Raw genomic sequence first — 22,835 nt, 5'->3', positions numbered from 1 at the left:
GCTTTTTAAACAATCATAGATGTTCCTGGTGATTATATCGACTGATATCTGCGCTCCTGACTAAGCTTGCGATACTCTTTGGGTGCCATACCAACATGATTTTTAAAAATGCTGTAGAATCGACTACTGGACGTAAAACCTGCTAGCATTGCAATATCCAGAATTGTTTTATCGGTATCACTTAATAATGCACGCACATGGTTAATACGTAAGGCCATAATGTATTGCTTGATAGACAATTGCATTGCTCCTTTAAATATTCCCATGGCGTAGTTAGCATTTAACTTCACGTGGTCTGCGATATCGTTTACCGTGAGTTGTTTATCACAGTTTGCAGCAATAAATTCGAGCATTTGGCTGACATAAAATTGAGCATGTCGCGAGGTACCATTCAGAAGTGTATAAGACGCTTTACTGACTGATACCGGAGCCCAACCGGATAAACTAAAACGCTTCAGCATCAGCGCAATCTCATCAATAGCCAGTTGACGAATGTGGGTGCTTTTGCTGTTCAGTTCATGTTGCCAGCGCTGGACCTCAATGACGCTGAGTTGCTGCACAGCCTGGGACTGTATTACTCGGCCGTGCGTAACATGATTAACCAACTCTCGATCCAAAGGCCACGATAAAAATAAGTGCATAGGTAGATTAAAAATCGCCATTTTCTGACAGTGACCCGGATCGGTTAACTGGTGCGGTGTACAGGCCCAGAATAACGTCACATGTCCTTGATGAATCTTGATCGCTTCATCATTGATCAAATACTCCACATCACCATCGAATGGGATATTGATTTCAATCTGTCCATGCCAGTGACTGTATGACATTGCCAGCGGAGCACGAAGTTCGATATCCATCTTCTGTGACTCGGAATACAAGGCCAGAGGACTTTTGGTTTGCTTGTCATAACTACGGCACATATGGGGATCATACGGTAACCGTGGGAAGTTTTTATCCGCCATAGCCATCACTCCAGATCAACAGCCAAAGAACATTCTCTGTGAAGCATTTTTTTAAAGCTTACCTGAAAACACTCCCGACTTTACCTACATTCCATACAATTTATTCCCGGAAACTCAGATTTATGTGTAACTGATTAGCGATCTGAGTTTCCAGGAGAAAATAGGTCATCAAGTGATGTTGACGTTGATGTTTGCTGCATTTCAGGCAAATCACAGATCAGGGGGGGCAGGGACGTCTACCCGTTGATGTGAAGATGAACAATATGACGAAGAGCAGCGTTCAGCGAGGAATTCAGGGGGGTATTGAAAATATAAAATCCACGCAATTGCGTGGATTTTATAAGATTTATTAATCTTCATGAGGCTCAATGAAACCTCATGAGACAACAAATTTCTTTAGACGTTGAACAGGAAGTTCATCACATCGCCATCTTTAACGATGTAATCTTTCCCTTCGGCACGCATCTTACCGGCTTCTTTCGCGCCCTGTTCACCTTTGTAGGTGATGAAGTCGTCAAACGCGATGGTCTGTGCGCGGATAAAGCCTTTCTCAAAGTCAGTATGGATTTTGCCCGCTGCCTGCGGAGCCGTCGCGCCGACAGGGATGGTCCATGCACGCACTTCTTTCACGCCTGCGGTGAAGTAGGTTTGCAGATTCAGCAGCTTATAACCAGCACGGATCACACGGTTCAGGCCTGGTTCTTCCAGCCCCAGTTCCTGCATGAATTCGTCGCGCTCGTCATCATCCAGTTCGGCGATGTCGGCTTCAACAGCTGCACAAACCGGAACCACGACGGAACCTTCTTTCGCGGCAATTTCACGCACCTGATCGAGATATGGGTTGTTCTCGAAACCGTCTTCGTTGACGTTAGCGATATACATGGTTGGTTTCAGAGTCAGGAAGCTCAGGTAGCGGATCGCCGCTTTGTCTTCTTCCGTCAGATCCAGAGAACGCAGCATGCCGGCTTCAGAGAGTTGCGGCAGGCATTTTTCCAGTGCCGCCAGTTCGGCTTTCGCATCTTTATCGCCGCCTTTGGCTTTCTTCTGCACGCGGTGAATTGCGCGTTCGCAGGTATCGAGATCCGCCAGAGCCAGCTCGGTGTTGATAACGTCAATATCTTCCGCCGGGTTCACTTTGCCCGATACGTGAATGATGTTGTCGTTTTCGAAGCAGCGAACCACGTGGCCGATCGCTTCGGTTTCACGAATGTTGGTCAGGAACTGGTTACCCAGACCTTCACCTTTGGATGCGCCTTTAACCAGACCGGCAATATCAACAAATTCCATTGTGGTCGGCAGGATACGCTGCGGTTTGACGATCTCAGCCAACTGGTCCAGACGCGGGTCGGGCATCGGCACGACGCCGGTATTCGGCTCAATCGTACAGAATGGGAAGTTTGCCGCTTCAATACCGGCTTTGGTCAGCGCGTTGAACAGGGTGGATTTCCCGACGTTGGGCAAACCGACGATACCGCATTTGAATCCCATGATTTAAATCACCTTAATATCTTGATAATCAACCTGTTGCAGAGAACAGATTGTAGAAATGGAAATAACTCTGCCTATTATACACGGCGTACGGCAAAAATGCCGCACATCACTGCTTATTGCGCTTTAAAGGCGTGCAATCGGTTCGTTGCTTTGGTCAAACCTTCTTTGAACCACAACTCAGTGCAACGCGCCGCTTCGTCAATTGCATCGTCAATTAACTTCTGTTCAGAAACAGGCGGTTTGCCTAGCACAAAGCCGACAACTTTATTTTTGTCGCCCGGATGGCCGATTCCGACACGTAAGCGATGAAAGTTAGGGTTATTGCCGAGCTTGCTGATAATGTCTTTCAGCCCGTTGTGTCCTCCATGACCCCCACCGAGTTTAAACTTCGCCACGCCAGGCGGAAGATCCAGTTCATCGTGGGCCACTAAAATTTCATCAGGATTGATGCGATAAAAACTCGCCATCGCGCCGACCGCTTTGCCGCTCAGATTCATAAACGTGGTGGGAACTAACAAACGGACATCTTCACCTTCCAGACTGACTCTGGAGGTGTAGCCGAAGAATTTCGGCTCTTCGCGCAGGGGGGCGCGCAACCGCTCTGCCAGTAAATCGACGTACCATGCGCCCGCATTATGTCGGGTGGCTGCATATTCAGCGCCGGGGTTCGCCAGGCCGACAATCAGTTTAATCGTCACGTTTTCTATCCTGAGTGTTTCAATAACTGGCGCGTAGTTTACTGTCTGTCGTCCCGCTTGACAAAGAACCGTGTGACTTCACACGAAAACTGAATAATTGCCAACATTGATTATTGGAAAGTCAAGATGTTCAGGGGGTTATTTGTAAAGTTTTGTTGAATAATGGCTGGTAATTGTGATCGCAGGCGCACTACCAAAGCGGTGTGTTGTCTATACTTTACACATAAGGATTAGGGGTATTCCCTGAAGCAACCCAAAGGTTCCGGAGGTGACATATGAAACGCAAAAACGCTTCGTTACTCGGTAATGTTCTCATGGGTTTGGGGCTAGTGGTCATGGTGGGTGGCGTGGGTTATTCCATTTTAAACCAGTTGCCGCAATTTAACCTGCCACAATTTTTCGCTCATGGCGCAGTGCTCAGTATCTTCGTCGGTGCCATTCTGTGGCTGGCGGGTGCCCGCGTAGGGGGGCATGAGCAGGTCAGCGACCGTTACTGGTGGGTGCGCCACTACGATAAACGTTGCCGTCGTAACGATAATCGTCGTCACAGCTAACGCTTAGCTGCAAGATAATGACCAGCCAGCATGAGGCTGACTGGTCAGAGTGCGGTTTCTTTCTCGCGCTTAGTTTTGTGCGCGTCTTTTCATTCGTCGTAACATCCACAATAGCGCCAGTATCACGGTGAGATAGCCCATCACGTAAATTCCCTGATGTGTTCTCGTCTGCCGTTCAGGATCGGCTGCCCAAACCAGAAAGGCCGTCACATCCCGTGCGTACTGTTCTTCCGTTTGCGCGACATGCGCGTCTGTTTGCCATTCGATTTCGCCATCCGCCAGCGGCTTTGGCATGTTAATCACGCCACCCGGATAGTAGCGATTGGCTTTCATTTCCGGATCGTCGGGCAGGTAACCGGTTAAGAGTGCGAAGAGGTAATCCGCCCCTTGCTCAGAGTAGGGCATAAACGCGTCCAGCAGAAATTGCGGAAAGCCGCGATCGTACGTACGGGCGCGAACGATATAACTCAAATCCACGGGCAGGGCGCCGTTATTCAGATATCTCGCTTCCTGCTCATTCAGGTAAGGCGAAATAAAACTGTCATTCAGGGTGCCGTCCCGCTCGCCGGGCTGACCGTCATCCTGGATAGTCGGGAATACATAGCCGCTGGCAAGGCTTTTCGCCTCTTCTGTCGTCAGCTCCGGGCCACCGGGTTTCGTCAGTGTGCGAAACGTCAGGTATTTCATGCTGTGACAGGCCCGGCACTTCTCTTCATAGACCTGCAAACCGCGCCGCAGTTGCGCCTTATCATATTCACCGGCAAGGCCGCTGAAGCGCCAGTCCTGTCGTGTCGGTACGGCGTCTTGTGCAAATACCGACCCCATCACGCAGAATACCATCCACAGCATGCTGTATCTGAATAATTGTCTTATCATCTTCAGTCCTGCTTTTCCAGAAAACGCCGACAGGGCAGCACCAGTAAAAACCAGGCGAAATAGCCGAGTGTCGACAGCTGCGATGCCGCGCGGATCCAGCCCTCTTCATTACGAATGCCTTCCGTCAGATCGGGGCCAACCAGCGCTTTCGATCCCAACCATCCCAGAAAACAGAGGTTCAGCACCCATAGCCAGAAACCCCCTTTCACCCATTTGCTGTAGTGGCGAAAACGCGCGCGGGAGGTATCCAGCCAGGGGAGAATGTAGAAGATCAGTACCGCGCCGCACATGGCCGCCAGCCCGACGCGTTCATCTGGAAAACAGCGCAGAATGGAAAAGAACGGGAGAAAGTACCATTCCGGGGCGACAATTGCCGGAGTGACCGTGGGATCCGCCGGGATGAAGTTATCCGCGCTACTCAGATAATGCGGCGCGAAAAACAAAAACCAGGTGAACAGCATCAGAAACAGCGTGATTTTGATGGCATCAGAATCCGTGATTCGGTAATCAAAGAACAGACTGCGTGATGCCTTTTCGCTGAAGGTCCGTTTCATCGCGTGGGCAAATGCCGACTGTACCGTGCGGACGTGGAAAATCGTCATCACCACGACGGCAAAGGGAAGAATAAAGTGCAGAACGTAAAAGCGTCCCAGCGTGGGGGTTCCAGGCGCATAACCGCCCACCAGGAAGGTGTACAGTCCGTCTCCCACTACCGGAATGGCGCGGGCGAAACGGGTGATGACCGTCGCCGCCCAGTAACTTTTTTGCCCCCAAATCAGGCTGTAGCCGAGAAACGCGGTGATCATCAGCAGCACGTAAAGCGTGACGCTAATCATCCACATCGTCACATACGGTCTGCGGTAGACGTTGTAATACATGCCCCGGAAAATATGCAGATAGCAGGCGAAGAAAAACAGCGATGCACCGATGGCGTGCATATTGCGCAGCAGTTCTCCGTGGCTCACTGCGCGCATGATGTGAATGATGGAATCAAACGCCAGTTCTGCCGTTGGGACGTAAAACATCGCCAGCACGATGCCGGTCAGTATCTGTATCCCGAGCATTACCAACAGGATCGCGCCGATGGCGAATAGCCATACACCGGCGATGGAGCGTGGGAAAGGAATGCGCCAACGGATCATCTCACGCGTCCTTAGCGCCAATTCGCACGGTCAGGCCATCGGGGTGAAAGGCGTACTCGGGAACCGCCAGGTTGGCCGTTGCGGGCCCGCGCGTGACCCGTCCGGAAGTATCAAACTCCGAACCGTGGCACGGACAAACCCAGCCCTGTCCGCCGGGCCTGGCATTGGGTACGCAGCCGGCATGTGGGCAGTATCCCTGAACGACCAGCCACTGCGGATGGTCTGGCGTGACCCGTTCACTGTCCGACTGCGGATCGATAAGCACGCTGTGGTCGCCGGTACGGGCTGCGGCAATCTCTTCCGGCGTGCGGTGATGGATGAGGATTAACTTTCCCTGCCAGAGGCGTCTGACGGTTTGCCCGGCGGCGACACCCGCCAGTGAGACGTCTATCGGCTCATTTTCCCCGCGGGCCGTTTCGTCTGGGCCTAGTGCGGAAATCAGCGGCCAGACGGCGGCGGTCACCCCCGCCGCGGCAGCAAATTTTGTCAATTTACACAGGCAGTTGCGTCGTTGTTCCTGAATATCATCATCTGACGGTTTGTTCTCCACCACCACAGCGCTCTCCCTTACTGTTTATCAATGCGCGAATAGATCTCCTGGAAGCGCTTATCGGCGATCCCGGGGGCTTTAAACTCGCGGTAGGTGTCCGGCAGAGTGGCGTTGCCAACTTTGATCAGCATCACCATTCCTTGTGCATAGTGCGGGGTGCATTTAATGCCGTAGAATCCCGCGTCGTCATATTTCACCGCGATCTCCTCATCGATTTTGCCGATAAATCCCGGGTACCCCGCAGGAGACAGCTCAGCAATTGAGGCGGCATTGTGGCTTTTATGCTTACGGATAAACTTCACCGTGTCGCCGGGTTGAATCTCCAGATAGTCCGGCTCATAGACCATGGGTCCCGCTGAACCGCGATTCTTCATCAGCACTTCGTGAGTTTGCGAGAAAGCGGAGGCGGTGAGGGCCAGCAGACACAATGCGTTCAGGCTCTGTTTGACATATTTCATGGGGATCTTCCTTAAGTTCCTTCAGGCTTTTGATAACGAATAAAACAGCTAGCGCCGTGGGGATCGCGTTCGACGATGGCGTCAATACCAAACCAGGCGCGGAGATTGTCGCGGGTGAAAATGGCGCAGGGACGGCCCTGCATTTCCAGACGACCGGCGTTCAGCACGATGATGCGATCGCAGAACATGGCGGCATGATTGAGATCGTGGAGGGCGGCGACAACGGTCAGCTTTTCGCGTTTCACCAGACTGAGAAGGCCAATCTGATGCTGAATGTCGAGATGGTTAGTGGGTTCGTCCATCAGTAACAGTTGTGGCTGCTGCGCGAGGGCGCGGGCAATGTGCAGACGTTGCTTCTCGCCGCCGGAAAAGGTGTGCCAGCAGCGGTGGCGAAGATGCTGAAGATCGACTTTCTCCAGCATGGTCTGGACGATGTCGTCATCGTTTTCCGACCACGGATTCAGCAGGCTAAGCCACGGAGTGCGTCCCAGTGAGACGGCCTGCAGCGCGGTCAGGCGTTCACTGGTTTCCGCCTGCTGTTCAACCAGTGCAACCTGTTGGGCCAGTTGACGGCGCGAATAGTGGTGAAGCGACTTTTGTTGCAACAGGATGTGACCGGCTGAGGGTTTCAGCAGACCGGCCAGCAGCGAAATCAGCGATGTTTTACCGGATCCATTAGGGCCGATAATGCCGACAAACTCACCCGGCGCTACGCTGAGTGAGACATCATTGACAATCACTTTGCCTTTCACCTGCCAGTGCAGACGCTGCGCCTGAATGATGGCCTCACCAGCCGCAACGGGAGTCGGTACAGGATTAACGGTCATTTCGCCTGGTTTCCTCTGATCAGGATAATTGAAAACGCGGGCGCACCGACCAGCGCCGTGATAACGCCGATGGGCAGAACTTGTCCGGGGAGCAGCGTGCGAGAAATAACATCGGCGACGATCAGGAAAATCGCGCCGATCAGCGCGCTGACGGGCAGCAGCCGATGATGCTGATTGCCCACCAGCAGGCGGGCGGCGTGAGGGATCACCAGTCCCACAAAGCCAATGGCGCCGACGATGGAGACCATAATGGCCGTCATAGCGGTCACGGCGGCAATCAGCACGCCGCGGGTGCGTTTCACCGGAATACCCAGCGATGCTGCGGACTCTGCGCCAAAGGAGAAGGCATCCAGATGACGGGCATAGCAAAAGCATATCGCGACGCCAGCCAGCGCGGTGGGGACCGCCAGTATCACGTCCGGCCAGCGGACACCGCTCAGATTCCCGAGTAACCAGAACATAATGCCGCGCGCCTGTTCCGCGTTGGCGGAGCGGGTGATGATCAGTGAAGTCAGCGCATTGAACAGTTGTGAACTGGCGATACCGGCGAGAATGATTTGCGTGGTTATGCCACCACCTTGCCTGCCGCCCGCTGCGACGGCCAGCAGGGCTACAAACAGAAAGGCGGTCAGGGCGCCAATAAATGCGCCGAACGACATGCTTATCATGCCCGCGCCCAGTCCGGTCAGCGCAACCAGCACCGCCCCGGTAGACGCGCCGGCTGAAATGCCCAACAGATAGGGCTCGGCAAGTGCATTACGCAGTAATGACTGTAAAACCACGCCCGACACGGCCAGACAAGCGCCACAACTGGCAGAAACCAGTGCTCGGGTCAGGCGATAGTTCCAGACGATCCCGGCGTCCAGCGCATCAACCGGATAGTGAGTATCAAACAAACGGTTTGCCAGCGTGTTGAGCACGTGCTGCCAGGGAATAAACGTCTCGCCAATGGCGATCCCCGCCAGCAGGACACCGCACATCAGCACGCTAACCCAGAGGGCGTGACCGCAAACATTGACCGCTAACCGACTGACGGCGTGACGCGTCCTGCGTAAATCGCTCATAGTGACCTGCGTTTCGGAGTGCATAAAACGCGCCGGACCCGTCGGGGTCTGGCGCAAAACGAGGATTAATGCGCGGCCTGAGGATGCGCTAAGCCGTACTCAACCAGGGCATCCGCCAGCTTTTCAACACCGTCAATGGTTCTGATACCGGCATTCATGGTCTGCACGTCAATCACGGGTAAATGATTGGCTTTTACGGCGGGGATCAGTTGGGTGACCGGATCGGATTTCAGGTAATCCATTTTCACCTGCCAGTCATCGGCCGGGAAACGACGACGACTCATTTCCCCCAGCACAATCACCGACGGCTGGGCTTTCGCGATAGTTTCCCAACCGACAGTCGGCCACTCTTCGGCGGAATCAATGACGTTTTTGACGCCCAGCGTTTGCGCAATCCAGGCCGCAGGTCCCAATTTCCCGGCGACGTAAGGATCAAGTTGCAGGTCGGCGCTGGAGAACCAGAAGACGGCGGAGACGTTGCTGTCCATCCCGGCGATTTTGTTTTTCGCTGCCGCTTCGCGCGCTTTAAGGCTGGCAATCAGTTCGTCACCCTTATCCTGAACGTCGAAGATCGTCGCTAAGTCGGCGACTTCCTGATAGACCATCGCGATATCAAACATCCCTTTGCGAACGCCATCACCACCATCTTCGTTATCTTTCGCGCAGTCAGCCGGTGCGGTATAGACCGGGACCTTCAATTCGCTGAACTGTTCATAAGACGCCACGGTACCGGCGGGGCCGATTTGCCATTCGAACTGGCTGGCGACCAGATCCGGTTTTTTGGCAATGATGCCTTCGAAACTGGGGATGTTTTGCGCAATCACGGCAATCTTGTCATTTGCCGCTTTCCAGGCATCGGGAACCGGTCCAAACCACAGCGACGTTCCCACCACGCGGTCAGCCAGACCCAGTGCATACAGGATCTCTGTACTGTTTTGTCCCACGGTGGCAACACGTTTTGGTGCTGCGTTAAACGTGATATCCCGACCACAGTTTTTAATCGTCAATGGATATTCCGTTTTTGCAGCATGAGAAAGACCTGAGGTAAGAAACAGCGCGGCACCAGCAACAGCCAGAAGCGTTTTTTTATAAGGTAAAGAGGTAAAATTTGCGTGCATTATTATCATCCCGTTCATGCCAGAATCTGAACGTCTGGTCATGGATTATGTCGTTCCTTATATCGGGAGAGTTCATGACGATAGATGACATAACATCGTGAAATTTATGCATGACTTTATGCAAATAAAGAAAGTATGTGGTTCAGTCAGAAAACTGATTCACCTTTTCACAGTGACTTATGTCAAATAAATCATCCCATGGACCATCCCGTCCACTCAATGGAGCATAAATTTGACAGCAGGTCTCCTGACTCACGGTAATCAGAATATCGGCCTTCCCATAAAGATTCGCTTTACAGTGACCTGCAACAAAATATGCTGCACGAGGATATTCTGCATCCGCCTACAGTTGCGGGGGCAGTTATGGCATAAGATTAGAATAATCCGCACCATATTCCTATTCACTACAATGTTGGTGTAATGAAATGCTGTCGGAAAGGACTGTATCGGCATTTGTTAACAAGATCAATCACCGGGTGAAGAGAGGGCGTAATCGGATATATGAGTGTTTAATTCATATATTTCAAGTAGTTAACATTTTTGTGGATAATAAAATTCGGGATAGCGAAACGTAGTAATGAAAAGCTAAATGAGAATTGATTGACATTGATCAATTAATATTCTTAGTCATGCCAATTTATGTGATCTCTCCATATGCACTAATTGCCAGTGATCATGCATATCCATCACCACCTGAAAATTATTACGTTTCCAGAATGAATATCCGCCCGGTAAAAAATGGTGGGTATGCAAGTATAATAGGGTGTACTGGTGCTGCTCACAAAATGTTTCAGCAAAAGCGAGTAACTGACGGCCAATACCTTTTCTGCGATAGCGTTTGTCCACATAACAGCGACAAATTTCCGCCGTTTCATTCAAAATATAACGCCCGCGAAGTTCAGCTATTCGGTCGTCATATTGGCAGACGGCCAGGGTAGCAATGAGTTCATGCTTTTCGCTCCAGGCGCAAAGCAATAAATTCCGCTCCTGCTGAATATACTGCTGTTGCAGATGAAAAACATCCTGTCCGGCAGAAGGAACAGGTCTTCCAGCAGCAAAGAATTCATTCAAATGCTGGGTCAGAAATAACTGAACCGCCGGAATATCATCTCCGGTCATTTCACGTAAGGTAAAGGGAATCACGAACTGCCACTCTTATTCACAGGAACAGAAAACGGATAATAACAACTCAGGCGAGGAAAACCAGCGGGCAGAGTGGAAAATGTTACCGGCCCGTACAGGAACAGACCGGTAACCGCCAGAGATTACAAATCAGCCAGCGCCGCGTCGCGGTTCGGGAAGAACGTCAGGCGTCCCGGAATCGGCTTAATACCGGCGCGCGCCATCGTGCGCAGCGGCTGGAATTCCACGTTTGTCACGCGCAGTTCGCATCCTTCCGGCAATCTTTTCACAAAGCGCTGGAAGGCATCCAGGCCCCCGGCATCCAGCACGGGCACCGCATCCCACTTCAGCACGACTATGCGCTTGCCTTCAATGCGCGACTCCAGATCGGTGAACAATCCTTCAGCCGCGGCAAAGAACAGCGGGCCTATCACGCGCAGCACCAGCACATCCTCTGGCACCTCAACGTTCACCGCGGCCAGTCGCGTCATGCGCGCGATACGACGCATAAACAGTAACGAGGCCAGCACAATCCCGACGCTAATGGCAATGACCATGTCAAACAGCACCGTCAGCGACATACACATCATCATCACAATGATGTCGTCTTTGGGCGCGTGACGCAGTAAATCCACCACCTTGTGGGCTTCGCTCATGTTCCACGCCACCATCAGCAGCAGGGCCGCCATCGCCGACAGCGGTAGCCAGGAGAGCAGTGGCGCCAGCGCCAGCAGCGCCATGATCACCAGAAGCGCGTGGATCACAGCGGAAATCGGGGAGGTAGCGCCAGCGCGGACGTTCGCCGCCGAGCGGGCAATCGCCGCCGTTGCCGTAATCCCGCCGAAGAAGGGCGCGACGATGTTACCCAGCCCCTGACCGATCAGTTCACTGTTGGCCTTGTGTTTGGTACCGGTCATTCCGTCGAGCACCACGGCGCAGAGCAGAGACTCAATCGCCCCCAGCATCGCCATAGAAAACGCCGCCGGAAGCAGAGCGCGCAGGGAATCCCAGCTCAGGGTGAAATCAGAATCCGGCAGGTTCCACGGCAGCACCAGCTGCGGCAGCAGTTGGGGGATCCCATTGCCCTGTGAGCCGTCGGCCAGAATATAGTGGAACTGAGAACCAATGGTCGCAACATGTCCGCCCAGCAGGTTGACAATCCCCATGACGACGCAACCGGCGAGCAGGGCGGGCAGGTGACCTGGCAGGCGAATGCCCAGACGCGGCCAGAAAATCAGGGTACCCAGCGTGACCACGCCGATGGCGGCGTCACCCAGGTTGATGGTCGGCAGGGCCATAAACAGCGCGCCGACTTTCTGCAGATAGTGCTCCGGTACGTGGGCCATCTGCAGACCGAGGAAGTCTTTGATTTGCATGGTACCAATGGTGATACCAATCCCTGAAGTAAAACCTAAGGTCACTGAAACCGGGATGTACTCAATCAGGCGACCGAAGCGGGCCAGGCCAAAGAGGATCAGAAAAACCCCGGACATCAGCGTCGCCACCAGCAGGCCAGCAAGTCCAAACTGCTGCGAAACGGGGTAGAGGATCACCACAAATGCGGCGGTTGGACCAGAGACGCTAAAACGCGACCCCCCGGTTAAGGCAATGACTATCCCTGCCACAGCGGAAGTATAGAGTCCGTACTGCGGCGCAACGCCACTCCCAATAGCCAGCGCCATCGCCAGCGGGATGGCAATAATCCCGACGGTGATCCCGGCAATCACATCACGGCTAAACCGCGAGGCGGTATATTTTTCTTTCCAACAAGCGTCGATGAGGGCGCGGAAAGGCATCACATGTGAGGAAAAAATTCTGTTCACAATAATGTTTCATCCATGAGCGCATCATCTGTCAACTCATAGGCTGGTTGGCAGGTGAAGGAGGCTTAAGTCATTCCACTTCATCCTTCCGATTGTCTCTTTGTTGGCTGCCTTCATTCGCCCCCGTCACGTACTACCGGTACGTTCCCGGGAACTCATTCGCTTGCCGCCTCGATGCATCCTGAATGATTTTGTGGAGAAATAAGGGTTACAGACGAAAAAACCCGCCGCAGCGGGTTTTTGAACCGGGTTCGATTAATGCTCGAACATAGCAGAAATAGATTCTTCGTTGCTGATACGACGAATCGCTTCGGCCAGCATACCCGACAGGGTCAATGTACGCACGTTCGGCAGTGCTTTGATTTCGTCGGTCAGCGGAATGGTATCGCAGACGACAACTTCATCAATCACTGAGTTACGCAGGTTGTTAGCTGCATTGCCTGAGAAGATAGGGTGGGTCGCGTAAGCAAATACGCGTTTCGCACCACGTTCTTTCAGCGCTTCAGCGGCCTTACACAACGTGCCACCGGTATCGATCATGTCGTCAACCAGTACGCAGTCACGGCCAGCGACGTCACCGATGATGTGCATCACCTGAGAGACGTTTGCACGCGGACGGCGTTTGTCGATGATTGCCATATCGGTGTCATTGAGCAGTTTAGCGATAGCGCGGGCACGCACGACGCCACCGATGTCCGGAGAAACCACAATCGGGTTATCCAGATTCAGCTGCAGCATATCTTCTAACAGAATTGGGCTACCAAATACGTTATCAACCGGTACGTCAAAGAAGCCCTGGATCTGTTCAGCATGCAGGTCAACGGTCAGAACGCGGTCAACGCCAACGCTGGACAGGAAGTCAGCGACAACTTTTGCCGTAATCGGTACACGGGCGGAACGTACACGACGATCCTGGCGCGCATAGCCAAAGTAAGGAATAACGGCGGTGATACGGCCTGCGGAAGCACGGCGCAGGGCATCAACCATAACGACCAATTCCATCAGGTTGTCGTTCGTTGGAGCACAAGTGGACTGGATGATGAAAATATCACCACCGCGTACATTTTCGTTAATTTGTACGCTGACTTCGCCATCGCTAAAGCGACCTACAGCGGCGTCGCCGAGAGAAGTGTACAGGCGGTTGGCAATACGTTGTGCTAGTTCCGGGGTGGCGTTACCAGCAAAAAGCTTCATATCAGGCACGAGAAGAACCTCAGGCATGCGTCCATTGGTGGAAAGAGTTTGCCGAAAACTGTGCGGGCCAGGCAGGACTCTCTCCATGCGGTGTATTAAAGAGCGCGATGCAACGTCTGGAACAAGGTGACGTTGTCACCGAAACTCAGCTTGCCCGGCTAAAGCATGGATTGATGGAGTGGAGAAAGGTTGACACCCTTCGCCACAAAGCCATTAAACCATTCCGGGGCTTGCTCAAGCACCTGTCGGGCACGAGATTCTGTATCGAATTCAGCAAAGACACAGGCCCCTGTACCAGTCAGGCGCGACGGCGCGTATTCTAACAGCCAGGAAAGCGCCGCATCAACCTCGCGAAAACGTTTTCTTGCGATAACCTCGCAATCATTGCTGAATTCACATTTTAATAACGTTTCTATTGACCTTTTTGGCGTATTGCGGGGGAGGTCTGGATCGTTAAAAATCATCGGCGTAGAAATACTGACGCCCGGATGCACCACCAGGTACCATTTTTCGGCCGGCTCCACCGGCGTCAGGCGCTCTCCGACGCCTTCAGCAAAGGCGGCGTGTCCCCGGACAAACACCGGGACGTCAGCACCCAGCGTTAATCCGAGCGCGGCCAGCTCGTCCAGCGACAAACCGCACTGCCAGATGTTATTCAGCGCGACCAGCACGGTTGCCGCATTCGACGACCCCCCGCCAAGCCCTCCGCCCATCGGCAGACGCTTTTCGATACGGATATCTGCGCCGCTGCCGGCCGGTAGACGACCGCTCTCTGCGGCTGTTTTCATCAGCAGTCGCGCGGCGCGAACGATCAGGTTGTCTTCATGTGCTACGCCGTCAACCGGCGTCAGGAGATGAATTTCGCCGTCGCTGCGCGGCTCCAGGCTGATGGTGTCGCCATAATCAAGGAACTGAAACAGGGTTTGCAGCGTGTGATAACCGTCCGCACGTCGTCCGGTGATGTATAAAAACAGATTCAGTTTTGCCGGAGAGGGCCAGTGGGTCATCATTTCACGATCCAGTTATCCATTTTCAGCTTGATACGCTGAGCGCCGTCAGAAAGCTCCATATTGGCGGGCATCGCCGGAGTAGTCTTACTGTCGTACGCACTGTAGACCACCTTCCAGCTTTTGCCGTCCTGGCGGTAGTTTACTTCACTCAGTCGATACTGGTCGTCAAGCTTGTAGTCGGTGGCGTCGCCCGGAAGGCCGAGGATCCATTGGCGCAGGCTGTTCAGCGGGATCGGCATACCGGTCAGCTTGCCAATCATCTCTTCGGCATCGTCAGCGGTATAGCGCTGCCCTTTGTTATCCATTAACTGCACGTTACCCGGCTGCGCATTCAGTTCAAGTTCGGTGCTGCCAAGCGGGTTGGTCAGCAGCAGACGATAGCGATCCTGGCCGGTCTGCTGCCAGAAAAAGCGCGCATAGACCTTCTGTTCGTCGGAAATATAGGCAAACGCGCCGCGCGTCTGATACTGATTTAATTGACGGACATCCTGCTGATGCTGCCGCCATTGAGGAGAGTCCGGGCTCTTCCCCGGGCCTTTCGGCGCGTTGAGCGTACAGGCGGTCAGAACCAGGCTTGCCAGCGGAAGCAGGCGGATCAGGCGAAAGTCAAGCAGGGTCATAATGATGACGAATCCTTGTGATATGTTGCAATAATAACCCTTAATGCTAGCGCTGTGCGGGTATATCGTCTACGTTCACGTTATCTTAATTTAAGCGACAAGCTATTACTCCAAAAGGGGGCACTCTCTTTTATTGATTCCGCGCATCCTGTATGATGCGAGCAGACTAACCATATCAACGCTGGTACTACTCCCGCAGACATGACCCTTTTAGCGCTCGGCATTAACCATAAGACGGCACCTGTATCGCTGCGAGAACGCGTAACGTTTTCGCCGGATACGCTCGATCAGGCGCTGGAAAGCCTGCTTGCGCAGCCAATGGTGCAGGGCGGCGTGGTCTTGTCGACGTGTAATCGCACGGAGCTGTATCTTAGTGTGGAAGAGCAGGACAATCTGCATGAGGCGCTGATTCGTTGGTTATGCGACTACCATAACCTCAACGAAGAGGAGCTGCGCAGCAGCCTCTACTGGCACCAGGATAACGACGCGGTCAGCCATCTGATGCGTGTCGCCAGCGGTCTGGATTCGCTGGTACTGGGTGAGCCGCAAATTCTCGGTCAGGTGAAAAAGGCCTTTGCGGATTCGCAAAAAGGCCATCTGAACGCCAGCGCGCTGGAGCGAATGTTCCAGAAATCTTTCTCTGTCGCCAAACGAGTCCGTACGGAAACTGATATCGGTGCCAGCGCGGTGTCCGTTGCGTTTGCCGCCTGTACGCTGGCACGCCAGATCTTTGAATCGCTCTCCACGGTTACCGTGCTGCTGGTCGGCGCGGGCGAAACCATCGAACTGGTGGCGCGTCATCTGCGCGAACACAAAGTGCAGAAGATGATCATCGCCAACCGCACCCGCGAGCGGGCACAGGTTCTGGCCGATGAAGTGGGTGCCGAAGTTATCGCGCTCAGCGACATCGACGAACGCCTGCGTGAAGCCGACATTATCATCAGTTCAACCGCCAGCCCGTTGCCTATCATCGGCAAAGGAATGGTGGAGCGCGCGCTGAAAAGCCGCCGCAATCAGCCGATGCTGCTGGTGGATATCGCCGTTCCGCGCGATGTCGAACCGGAAGTCGGCAATCTGGCTAACGCCTATCTCTATAGCGTTGACGATCTGCAGAGCATTATTTCGCACAACCTGGCGCAGCGCAAAGCCGCGGCGGTGGAAGCCGAAACCATTGTTGCGCAGGAAACCAGCGAGTTTATGGCCTGGCTGCGCGCTCAGGGCGCCAGTGAAACCATTCGTGAATACCGTAGTCAGTCTGAGCAGGTACGTGATGAATTGACCGCGAAAGCGCTGGCAGCTCTGGAACAGGGCGGCGACGCGCAAACCATTATGCAGGATCTGGCATGGAAACTGACCAATCGCCTGATCCATGCACCAACCAAATCTCTTCAGCAGGCCGCCCGTGACGGGGATGACGAACGCCTGAATATTTTGCGCGACAGCCTCGGGCTGGAGTAGCAACACACCCTTCTTTTTACAAGGTGCATTTACGCCTATGAAGCCTTCTATCGTTGCCAAACTGGAAGCCCTGCATGAACGCCATGAAGAAGTTCAGGCGCTGCTGGGTGATGCGGGAACCATCGCAGACCAGGAACGTTTTCGCGCATTGTCGCGTGAGTATGCACAACTTAGCGATGTTTCTCGCTGTTTTACGGACTGGCAACAGATTCAGGACGATATCGAAACAGCACAAATGATGCTCGACGATCCTGAAATGCGTGAGATGGCGCAGGAAGAACTGCGCGAAGCGAAAGACAAGAGTGAACAACTGGAACAGCAGTTACAGGTACTGCTGCTGCCGAAAGATCCGGACGATGAGCGCAATGCGTTTCTGGAAGTTCGTGCCGGGACCGGCGGTGACGAAGCCGCCCTGTTTGCCGGCGATCTTTTCCGCATGTACAGCCGCTATGCGGAAACACGCCGCTGGCGGGTGGAGATCATGAGCGCCAGCGAAGGCGAGCACGGCGGGTATAAAGAGATTATCGCCAAGATCAGCGGCGACGGCGTCTATGGTCGCCTGAAATTTGAGTCCGGTGGACATCGCGTGCAGCGTGTCCCGGCCACTGAATCGCAGGGACGTATCCACACTTCCGCCTGTACCGTAGCGGTGATGCCAGAGTTACCGGAAGCCGAACTGCCGGATATCAACCCGGCCGATCTGCGTATTGATACCTTCCGCTCCTCCGGGGCGGGTGGCCAGCACGTTAACACCACCGACTCCGCCATCCGTATCACCCACCTGCCGACCGGCATTGTGGTGGAGTGTCAGGACGAACGTTCGCAGCACAAAAACAAAGCCAAAGCGATGTCGGTGCTGGGCGCGCGTATTCGCGCAGCCGAAGTGGCACGACGTCAGCAGGCGGAAGCCTCAACGCGTCGCAACCTGCTGGGCAGCGGCGATCGCAGCGACCGTAACCGGACCTACAACTTCCCGCAGGGGCGTGTAACCGATCACCGTATCAACCTGACGCTCTACCGCCTGGATGAAGCGATGGAAGGCAAACTGGATATGCTGATTGAGCCTATCGTGCAGGAATACCAGGCCGATCAGCTGGCGGCGCTGTCCGAGCAGGAATAATGGATTTTCAGCACTGGTTACGTGAGGCGATAAGCCAGCTACAGGAGAGTGAAAGCCCGCGCCGCGATGCCGAGATCTTACTCGAATTCGTGACCGGAAAAGGGCGCACGTATATCCTGGCATTTGGTGAAACGGCAATAACCGACGCCCAGCGTGAACAGCTGGACAGGTTACTGGCGCGTCGCAAACAGGGGGAGCCCATTGCGCACTTGACCGGCGTACGTGAGTTCTGGTCATTGCCGCTGTTTGTCTCGCCCGCCACGCTTATCCCGCGTCCGGATACCGAATGTCTGGTGGAACAGGCGCTGGCGCGTCTGCCGTCAGGCCCGTGCCGTATTCTCGATCTCGGTACCGGCACCGGCGCGATTGCGCTGGCGCTGGCGTCTGAACGTCCTGACTGTGAGGTTACGGCGGTTGACAGGATGCCGGAAGCCGTTGAACTGGCGCAGCGTAATGCCACCCATCTGGCCATTCACAATGTTCATATCCAGCAAAGCGACTGGTTTAGCGCCTTGTCGGGGCAGCAGTTTGCGATGATTGTCAGCAATCCGCCGTACATTGACGAACAGGATCCGCATCTGGCGCAGGGCGATGTCCGCTTTGAACCGCTGACCGCCCTGGTCGCCCGCGATGGCGGAATGGCCGACATTGTGCACATCATCGAACAATCGCGCACGCGACTGGAAGCTGGCGGTTATCTGCTGCTCGAGCATGGCTGGCAGCAGGGCGCTGCCGTACGTGACGCCTTCATTCGCGCGGGCTACCAGGCGGTAGAAACCTGTCGTGATTATGGTGATAACGAGCGTATTACGCTCGGACGTAAACCTGCATGAACAGCGTTACGCTCTTGCTCAGCGTTCACCTCATCAGTATTGCGCTTTCCATTAGTCTGTTTGTGTTGCGCTTCGGGTGGGCTGAATGTCACTCTGCGCGGGCTCACGCGCGCTGGACGCGCGTCGTACCGCCGGTTGTTGACACCTTTTTGCTGCTTAGTGGCGTGGGGTTGATCGCTAAAACGCACATCCTGCCATTCACGGAGCAGGGGACATGGCTGACTGAGAAGCTGTTTGGAGTTATCATTTACATCGTTTTGGGTTTTATGGCGCTCGATTACCGTCGGGCGCGCAGTCGGCAGGCGCGGTTAATCGCGTTCCCGCTGGCACTGGTGGTGCTGTACATCATCATTAAACTCGCCACCACAAAAATACCGTTACTGGGGTAAGTCATGAGGTCGTTAGCTGATTTCGAATTTAATAAAGCTCCATTGTGTGATGGGATGATCCTGGCATCGGAATCGATCCGTCTGGATTTTCCTTCGCAAACTGTCTATGACGAGCTGGAACGTCTGGTCAGCCAGGCGCAAGAAGAAATTAGCCAGCTTTTGTCTCAGGATGAGCAACTGGAAAAATTGCTGGCACTTTTCTACGGCGAGTGGGGTTTTACTGACACCCGCGGCGTTTACCGTTTGTCCGACGCATTATGGCTTGACCAGGTACTGAAGAACCGCCAGGGCAGCGCGGTGTCTCTGGGGGCGATCTTATTGTGGATCGCCAACCGGTTGTCATTGCCGCTGGTCCCGGTGATTTTCCCGACGCAGCTTATTTTGCGTATTGAGTCGCTGGAAGGCGAAATGTGGCTCATCAACCCGTTCAATGGTGAAACGTTGAATGAGCATACGCTGGAAGTATGGCTGAAGGGGAATATCAGTCCGGTCGCAGAGTTATTTAACGAAGACCTGGATGAAGCGGATAACGCAGAAGTCATTCGCAAGCTGCTGGACACGTTGAAATCTTCTCTAATGGAAGAACAACAGATGGAACTGGCGCTGCGTGCGAGTGAAGCGTTACTGCAATTTAACCCGGAAGATCCGTACGAAATACGTGACCGGGGCTTAATTTATGCGCAACTGGAATGTGAACATGTCGCGCTGACCGATTTAAGCTATTTCGTTGAGCAGTGTCCGGAAGACCCGATCAGCGAAATGATTCGTGCGCAGATTAATAACATCTCGCACAAGCAAATTGTCCTGCATTAATTTATCGACATTCTTACTCATCATTAAGGCGATCCTATGAAACAAAAAGTGGTTAGCATTGGCGACATCAAGGTAGCAAACGATCTACCGTTCGTGCTGTTTGGTGGTATGAACGTGCTGGAATCGCGCGATCTGGCGATGCGCATTTGTGAGCACTACGTGACCGTTACCCAGAAACTGGGTATCCCTTACGTGTTCAAGGCCTCTTTTGATAAAGCCAACCGTTCTTCTATCCACTCCTACCGTGGACCGGGCCTGGAAGAAGGGATGAAAATCTTCCAGGAACTGAAGCAGACCTTTGGCGTGAAAGTGATCACCGACGTTCATGAAGCCAGCCAGGCGCAGCCTGTTGCTGACGTTGTGGATGTGATTCAGTTACCGGCGTTCCTCGCGCGTCAGACCGATTTGGTGGAAGCGATGGCGAAAACCGGCGCAGTCATCAACGTGAAGAAACCGCAGTTCGTGAGCCCGGGTCAGATGGGTAACATCGTGGATAAATTCCATGAAGGCGGTAACGATAAGGTGATCCTGTGTGACCGAGGGGCAAACTTTGGTTATGACAACCTGGTCGTTGATATGCTGGGCTTCAGCGTGATGAAGAAAGTCTCCGGTAACAGCCCGGTCATTTTCGATGTGACCCACGCGTTGCAGTGCCGCGACCCCTTCGGTGCAGCCTCTGGCGGTCGTCGCGGTCAGGTGACTGAGCTGGCGCGTGCGGGTATGGCGGTCGGTCTGGCCGGTCTGTTCATCGAAGCGCACCCGGATCCGGCCAACGCGAAATGCGACGGTCCGTCCGCGCTGCCGCTGGCGAAGCTGGAACAGTTCCTTGTGCAGATGAAAGCGGTTGACGATCTGGTGAAAAGCTTTGACGAGCTGGATACCGAGAACTAAGTCTCGCAGAAACAGAAAACCCCGCCGCAGCGGGGTTTTTTTTGCCTGCAAGGTCAGGCAAATATCGTCATCAGATAGGCGATAAACAGTGCCAGATGCGCCGCACCGTTCAGCACGTTGGTGCGTCCCGTTGAGAACGAGATATGGCACAGCACCAGCGACGCCACCATCACGACCATTTCCGGCGCGCCTAAGCCGAACACCAGGTCATTCCCCGTTGCCCATGCAATCAGCGTCACCACCGGTACCGTCAGGGAGATGGTTGCCAACACCGAACCAAAGAACAGGTTCATTGCTCTCTGTACCTGATTATTCAACACGGCTTTCAGCGCCCCAAGCCCTTCCGGGGAGAGGATCAGCAGTGCGACAAGGAAGCCGGTAAAGGCGACCGGGGCGTTCAGCTCAGTCAGCAGCGTCTCCAGCGGGTTCGCGTTCATCTTGGTGACGGCAATCACCGCAATCAGATGAATCACCAGCCAGACGGCATGCCACAAATTGCTGTGCGCTGAGGGCTTACCGTGATGCGGGTCGTCGTCGTCGCTGTCATCTTCATGCTCATAGACAAACAGGCTCTGGTGCGTTTTGGTTTGAATGAGCAGGAACACGCCGTACATCGCGGCAGAAATTAAAGCGACCAACAGCGCCTGGCTGGTGGTGAAATTCGCGCCCGGCAGCGCCATTGGAAATACCAGCACGATAATCGCCAGCGGAAACAGGGCAATAAGATACTGCTTAATACCGAACAGGTTCATATACTGCGTTGCGAATTTACGCCCGCCCAGTAACAGTGAAAAACCCACCAGACCACCGGTCACAATCATGATGATGGAATAAAGCGTGTCGCGCATCAGCTTGGGTGCCGCATCGCCGGTCGCCATCAGGGCTGAGATCAAGCTAACTTCGAGAATGACCACTGACAGACTCAGAATGAGTGAGCCATAGGGTTCGCCGAGGCGGTGGGCCAGTACGTCGGCGTGACGAACAACGCTAAAGGCGCTGCTTAAAATACCAATCAGGGCAAGAAGGTTAATTCCGATCACCGCTGGTAGTGAATGGCTGTTTCCCCAAAGGAATAGCACTACCAGCGCCACAACCGGGAAAATAAGCGATGTCTCCTTATGGCGGGTTTTCACCGCCTCTTGTGCATGTGTCATTAATGCTCTCCATCTCTGCAGGTCGATTTTAGTTATAAATGTAATAAAGCGTGTAAAAAATAACAGAAAACGCAGGCTTTCTGGTGATATTTTACGAAATTTTACGGCATTCCCGCATTTCACCTTTAAAACGACAGAAAGAGAAACTCTTGCTTTTTGAATGTTTAAATAACAACACCTTATGATGGTCGTAGGGTTAATAAACCTTTTTACAGTGGCAGCGGCGTCCAGGGTTGACCACACTTTAGGTTTAGCCAAAAAGCGGAGTCAATGATGCCTTATCATGCGAAAAAAGATCTACCAGACAGTGTACAGCACGTCTTACCCGCCCATGCCCAGGCTATCTACAAGGAGGCGTTCAATAGCGCCTGGGAGCAGTATAAGGACAACGCCTCTCGCCGTGATGATGCCAGTCGGGAAGAGACCGCGCATAAAGTCGCGTGGGCGGCAGTGAAAAAAGAGTATGCCAAAGGTGAAGATGATAAGTGGCATAAGAAAACCTAACCACTTAACTTATAAGGTTTAACGCTACAGCCCCCGTGAACGCATGGGCGAATCGTGCTACCCGCAACCGTTGCAGCCTTGCAAGCGGCCCGTGAATTGCATATTGTCGTGATATTGGTTTCAAAATGAGCAGTTAAAATGCCCGGAAGGCGTCAAAAAGTTGT

24 protein-coding genes and 1 riboswitch are annotated in these 22,835 nt (G+C 53.6%); of the genes, 8 read left to right on the top strand and 16 right to left on the bottom strand.

The annotated features are described in order from the left end of the window. Positions 1–32 precede the first annotated feature (32 nt). The 3 genes from melR to pth all read right to left on the bottom strand — a co-directional run bounded on the left by melR (position 33) and on the right by pth (position 3,151). Positions 33–962 carry a transcriptional regulator MelR gene (gene melR / locus QQZ17_RS19455; RefSeq protein ID WP_152404287.1) on the bottom strand — a complete coding sequence of 310 codons (930 nt, stop codon included), beginning with the start codon at positions 960–962 and terminating at the stop codon, positions 33–35. A 396-nt stretch (positions 963–1,358) separates the two neighbouring features. Beyond that, positions 1,359–2,450, bottom strand: a complete 1,092-nt coding sequence (ychF, locus tag QQZ17_RS19450; protein WP_046481078.1) for a redox-regulated ATPase YchF — start codon at positions 2,448–2,450, stop codon at positions 1,359–1,361. A 116-nt stretch (positions 2,451–2,566) separates the two neighbouring features. Next, positions 2,567–3,151, bottom strand: a complete 585-nt coding sequence (gene pth / locus QQZ17_RS19445) for an aminoacyl-tRNA hydrolase (RefSeq protein WP_152404289.1) — start codon at positions 3,149–3,151, stop codon at positions 2,567–2,569. Between the two features lie 275 nt (positions 3,152–3,426). On the opposite strand from pth, the gene ychH reads away from it, so the two are divergent. Continuing rightward, a complete protein-coding gene (ychH, locus tag QQZ17_RS19440; RefSeq protein WP_042318582.1) occupies positions 3,427–3,705 on the top strand; it encodes a stress-induced protein YchH in 279 nt (92 codons plus the stop codon). Between the two features lie 69 nt (positions 3,706–3,774). Here the strand turns inward: ychH and QQZ17_RS19435 are convergent, their stop codons facing one another. The 12 genes from QQZ17_RS19435 to lolB all read right to left on the bottom strand — a co-directional run bounded on the left by QQZ17_RS19435 (position 3,775) and on the right by lolB (position 15,509). Then, a complete protein-coding gene (locus tag QQZ17_RS19435; protein ID WP_152754376.1) occupies positions 3,775–4,581 on the bottom strand; it encodes a cytochrome c1 in 807 nt (268 codons plus the stop codon). A gap of 2 nt (positions 4,582–4,583) precedes the next feature. Then, positions 4,584–5,723, bottom strand: a complete 1,140-nt coding sequence (locus QQZ17_RS19430) for a cytochrome b (RefSeq protein WP_152404291.1) — start codon at positions 5,721–5,723, stop codon at positions 4,584–4,586. Between the two features lies 1 nt (position 5,724). Continuing rightward, positions 5,725–6,276 (bottom strand): ubiquinol-cytochrome c reductase iron-sulfur subunit, encoded by a 552-nt coding sequence (gene petA, locus QQZ17_RS19425; RefSeq protein WP_152406314.1) that lies wholly within the window; start codon positions 6,274–6,276, stop codon positions 5,725–5,727. 14 nt (positions 6,277–6,290) lie between these two features. Then, positions 6,291–6,731, bottom strand: a complete 441-nt coding sequence (locus tag QQZ17_RS19420) for a pseudoazurin (RefSeq protein ID WP_152404293.1) — start codon at positions 6,729–6,731, stop codon at positions 6,291–6,293. An 11-nt stretch (positions 6,732–6,742) separates the two neighbouring features. Next, on the bottom strand, positions 6,743–7,558 hold the full coding sequence (locus tag QQZ17_RS19415; RefSeq protein ID WP_152404294.1) for an ABC transporter ATP-binding protein: 816 nt from the start codon (positions 7,556–7,558) through the stop codon (positions 6,743–6,745). Continuing rightward, the gene (locus QQZ17_RS19410; protein WP_152406315.1) at positions 7,555–8,622 is read right to left on the bottom strand and encodes a FecCD family ABC transporter permease; all 1,068 of its coding nucleotides are present in this window, start codon (positions 8,620–8,622) and stop codon (positions 7,555–7,557) included. Before QQZ17_RS19410 ends, QQZ17_RS19415 begins: the two co-directional genes overlap by 4 nt. 65 nt (positions 8,623–8,687) lie before the next feature. Further along, positions 8,688–9,740: an ABC transporter substrate-binding protein gene (locus tag QQZ17_RS19405; protein WP_152404296.1), complete on the bottom strand. Its 1,053-nt coding sequence runs from the start codon at positions 9,738–9,740 to the stop codon at positions 8,688–8,690. 220 nt (positions 9,741–9,960) lie between these two features. Next, a riboswitch (cobalamin riboswitch) is annotated at positions 9,961–10,188 on the bottom strand. A 179-nt stretch (positions 10,189–10,367) separates the two neighbouring features. Next, entirely contained in the window at positions 10,368–10,859 is a 492-nt protein-coding gene (locus QQZ17_RS19400) for a GNAT family N-acetyltransferase (protein WP_152406316.1), read from the bottom strand. Positions 10,860–11,005: 146 nt separating this feature from the next. Continuing rightward, a complete protein-coding gene (dauA, locus tag QQZ17_RS19395; protein ID WP_152404298.1) occupies positions 11,006–12,685 on the bottom strand; it encodes a C4-dicarboxylic acid transporter DauA in 1,680 nt (559 codons plus the stop codon). A 255-nt stretch (positions 12,686–12,940) separates the two neighbouring features. Continuing rightward, positions 12,941–13,888 (bottom strand): ribose-phosphate diphosphokinase, encoded by a 948-nt coding sequence (prs, locus tag QQZ17_RS19390; protein ID WP_001518537.1) that lies wholly within the window; start codon positions 13,886–13,888, stop codon positions 12,941–12,943. Positions 13,889–14,037: 149 nt separating this feature from the next. Continuing rightward, entirely contained in the window at positions 14,038–14,889 is an 852-nt protein-coding gene (gene ispE, locus QQZ17_RS19385) for a 4-(cytidine 5'-diphospho)-2-C-methyl-D-erythritol kinase (protein ID WP_152404299.1), read from the bottom strand. Then, positions 14,886–15,509, bottom strand: a complete 624-nt coding sequence (gene lolB / locus QQZ17_RS19380; RefSeq protein ID WP_152404301.1) for a lipoprotein insertase outer membrane protein LolB — start codon at positions 15,507–15,509, stop codon at positions 14,886–14,888. The genes ispE and lolB overlap by 4 nt, the downstream gene beginning before the upstream one ends. Before the next feature lie 201 nt (positions 15,510–15,710). Between lolB and hemA the strand changes: the two genes are divergently transcribed. The 6 genes from hemA to kdsA are packed head-to-tail and all read left to right on the top strand — an operon-like array spanning position 15,711 to position 21,013. After that, positions 15,711–16,967 (top strand): glutamyl-tRNA reductase, encoded by a 1,257-nt coding sequence (gene hemA, locus QQZ17_RS19375; RefSeq protein ID WP_152404302.1) that lies wholly within the window; start codon positions 15,711–15,713, stop codon positions 16,965–16,967. 37 nt (positions 16,968–17,004) lie between these two features. Continuing rightward, positions 17,005–18,087, top strand: a complete 1,083-nt coding sequence (prfA, locus tag QQZ17_RS19370; protein WP_046481068.1) for a peptide chain release factor 1 — start codon at positions 17,005–17,007, stop codon at positions 18,085–18,087. Further along, on the top strand, positions 18,087–18,920 hold the full coding sequence (gene prmC / locus QQZ17_RS19365) for a peptide chain release factor N(5)-glutamine methyltransferase (protein ID WP_152404303.1): 834 nt from the start codon (positions 18,087–18,089) through the stop codon (positions 18,918–18,920). Before prfA ends, prmC begins: the two co-directional genes overlap by 1 nt. Beyond that, the gene (sirB2, locus tag QQZ17_RS19360) at positions 18,917–19,309 is read left to right on the top strand and encodes an invasion regulator SirB2 (RefSeq protein WP_152404304.1); all 393 of its coding nucleotides are present in this window, start codon (positions 18,917–18,919) and stop codon (positions 19,307–19,309) included. The genes prmC and sirB2 overlap by 4 nt, the downstream gene beginning before the upstream one ends. Positions 19,310–19,312: 3 nt before the next feature. Then, positions 19,313–20,122, top strand: a complete 810-nt coding sequence (gene sirB1, locus QQZ17_RS19355; RefSeq protein ID WP_046481065.1) for an invasion regulator SirB1 — start codon at positions 19,313–19,315, stop codon at positions 20,120–20,122. 36 nt (positions 20,123–20,158) lie between these two features. Continuing rightward, the gene (kdsA, locus tag QQZ17_RS19350) at positions 20,159–21,013 is read left to right on the top strand and encodes a 3-deoxy-8-phosphooctulonate synthase (RefSeq protein ID WP_046481064.1); all 855 of its coding nucleotides are present in this window, start codon (positions 20,159–20,161) and stop codon (positions 21,011–21,013) included. A gap of 53 nt (positions 21,014–21,066) precedes the next feature. Here kdsA and chaA read toward each other — a convergent pair whose 3' ends face one another. Beyond that, positions 21,067–22,167 carry a sodium-potassium/proton antiporter ChaA gene (chaA, locus tag QQZ17_RS19345; RefSeq protein ID WP_152404305.1) on the bottom strand — a complete coding sequence of 367 codons (1,101 nt, stop codon included), beginning with the start codon at positions 22,165–22,167 and terminating at the stop codon, positions 21,067–21,069. Between the two features lie 273 nt (positions 22,168–22,440). Here chaA and chaB point away from each other — a divergent pair, with 273 nt between their 5' ends. Further along, on the top strand, positions 22,441–22,671 hold the full coding sequence (gene chaB / locus QQZ17_RS19340) for a putative cation transport regulator ChaB (RefSeq protein ID WP_152406317.1): 231 nt from the start codon (positions 22,441–22,443) through the stop codon (positions 22,669–22,671). Positions 22,672–22,835 lie beyond the last annotated feature (164 nt).

The organism is Citrobacter sp. T1.2D-1 (assembly GCF_950098555.1).
Classification (GTDB): Bacteria; Pseudomonadota; Gammaproteobacteria; order Enterobacterales; family Enterobacteriaceae; genus Citrobacter_A; species Citrobacter_A telavivensis.
This window is presented reverse-complemented; position numbering and strand designations above follow the sequence as displayed.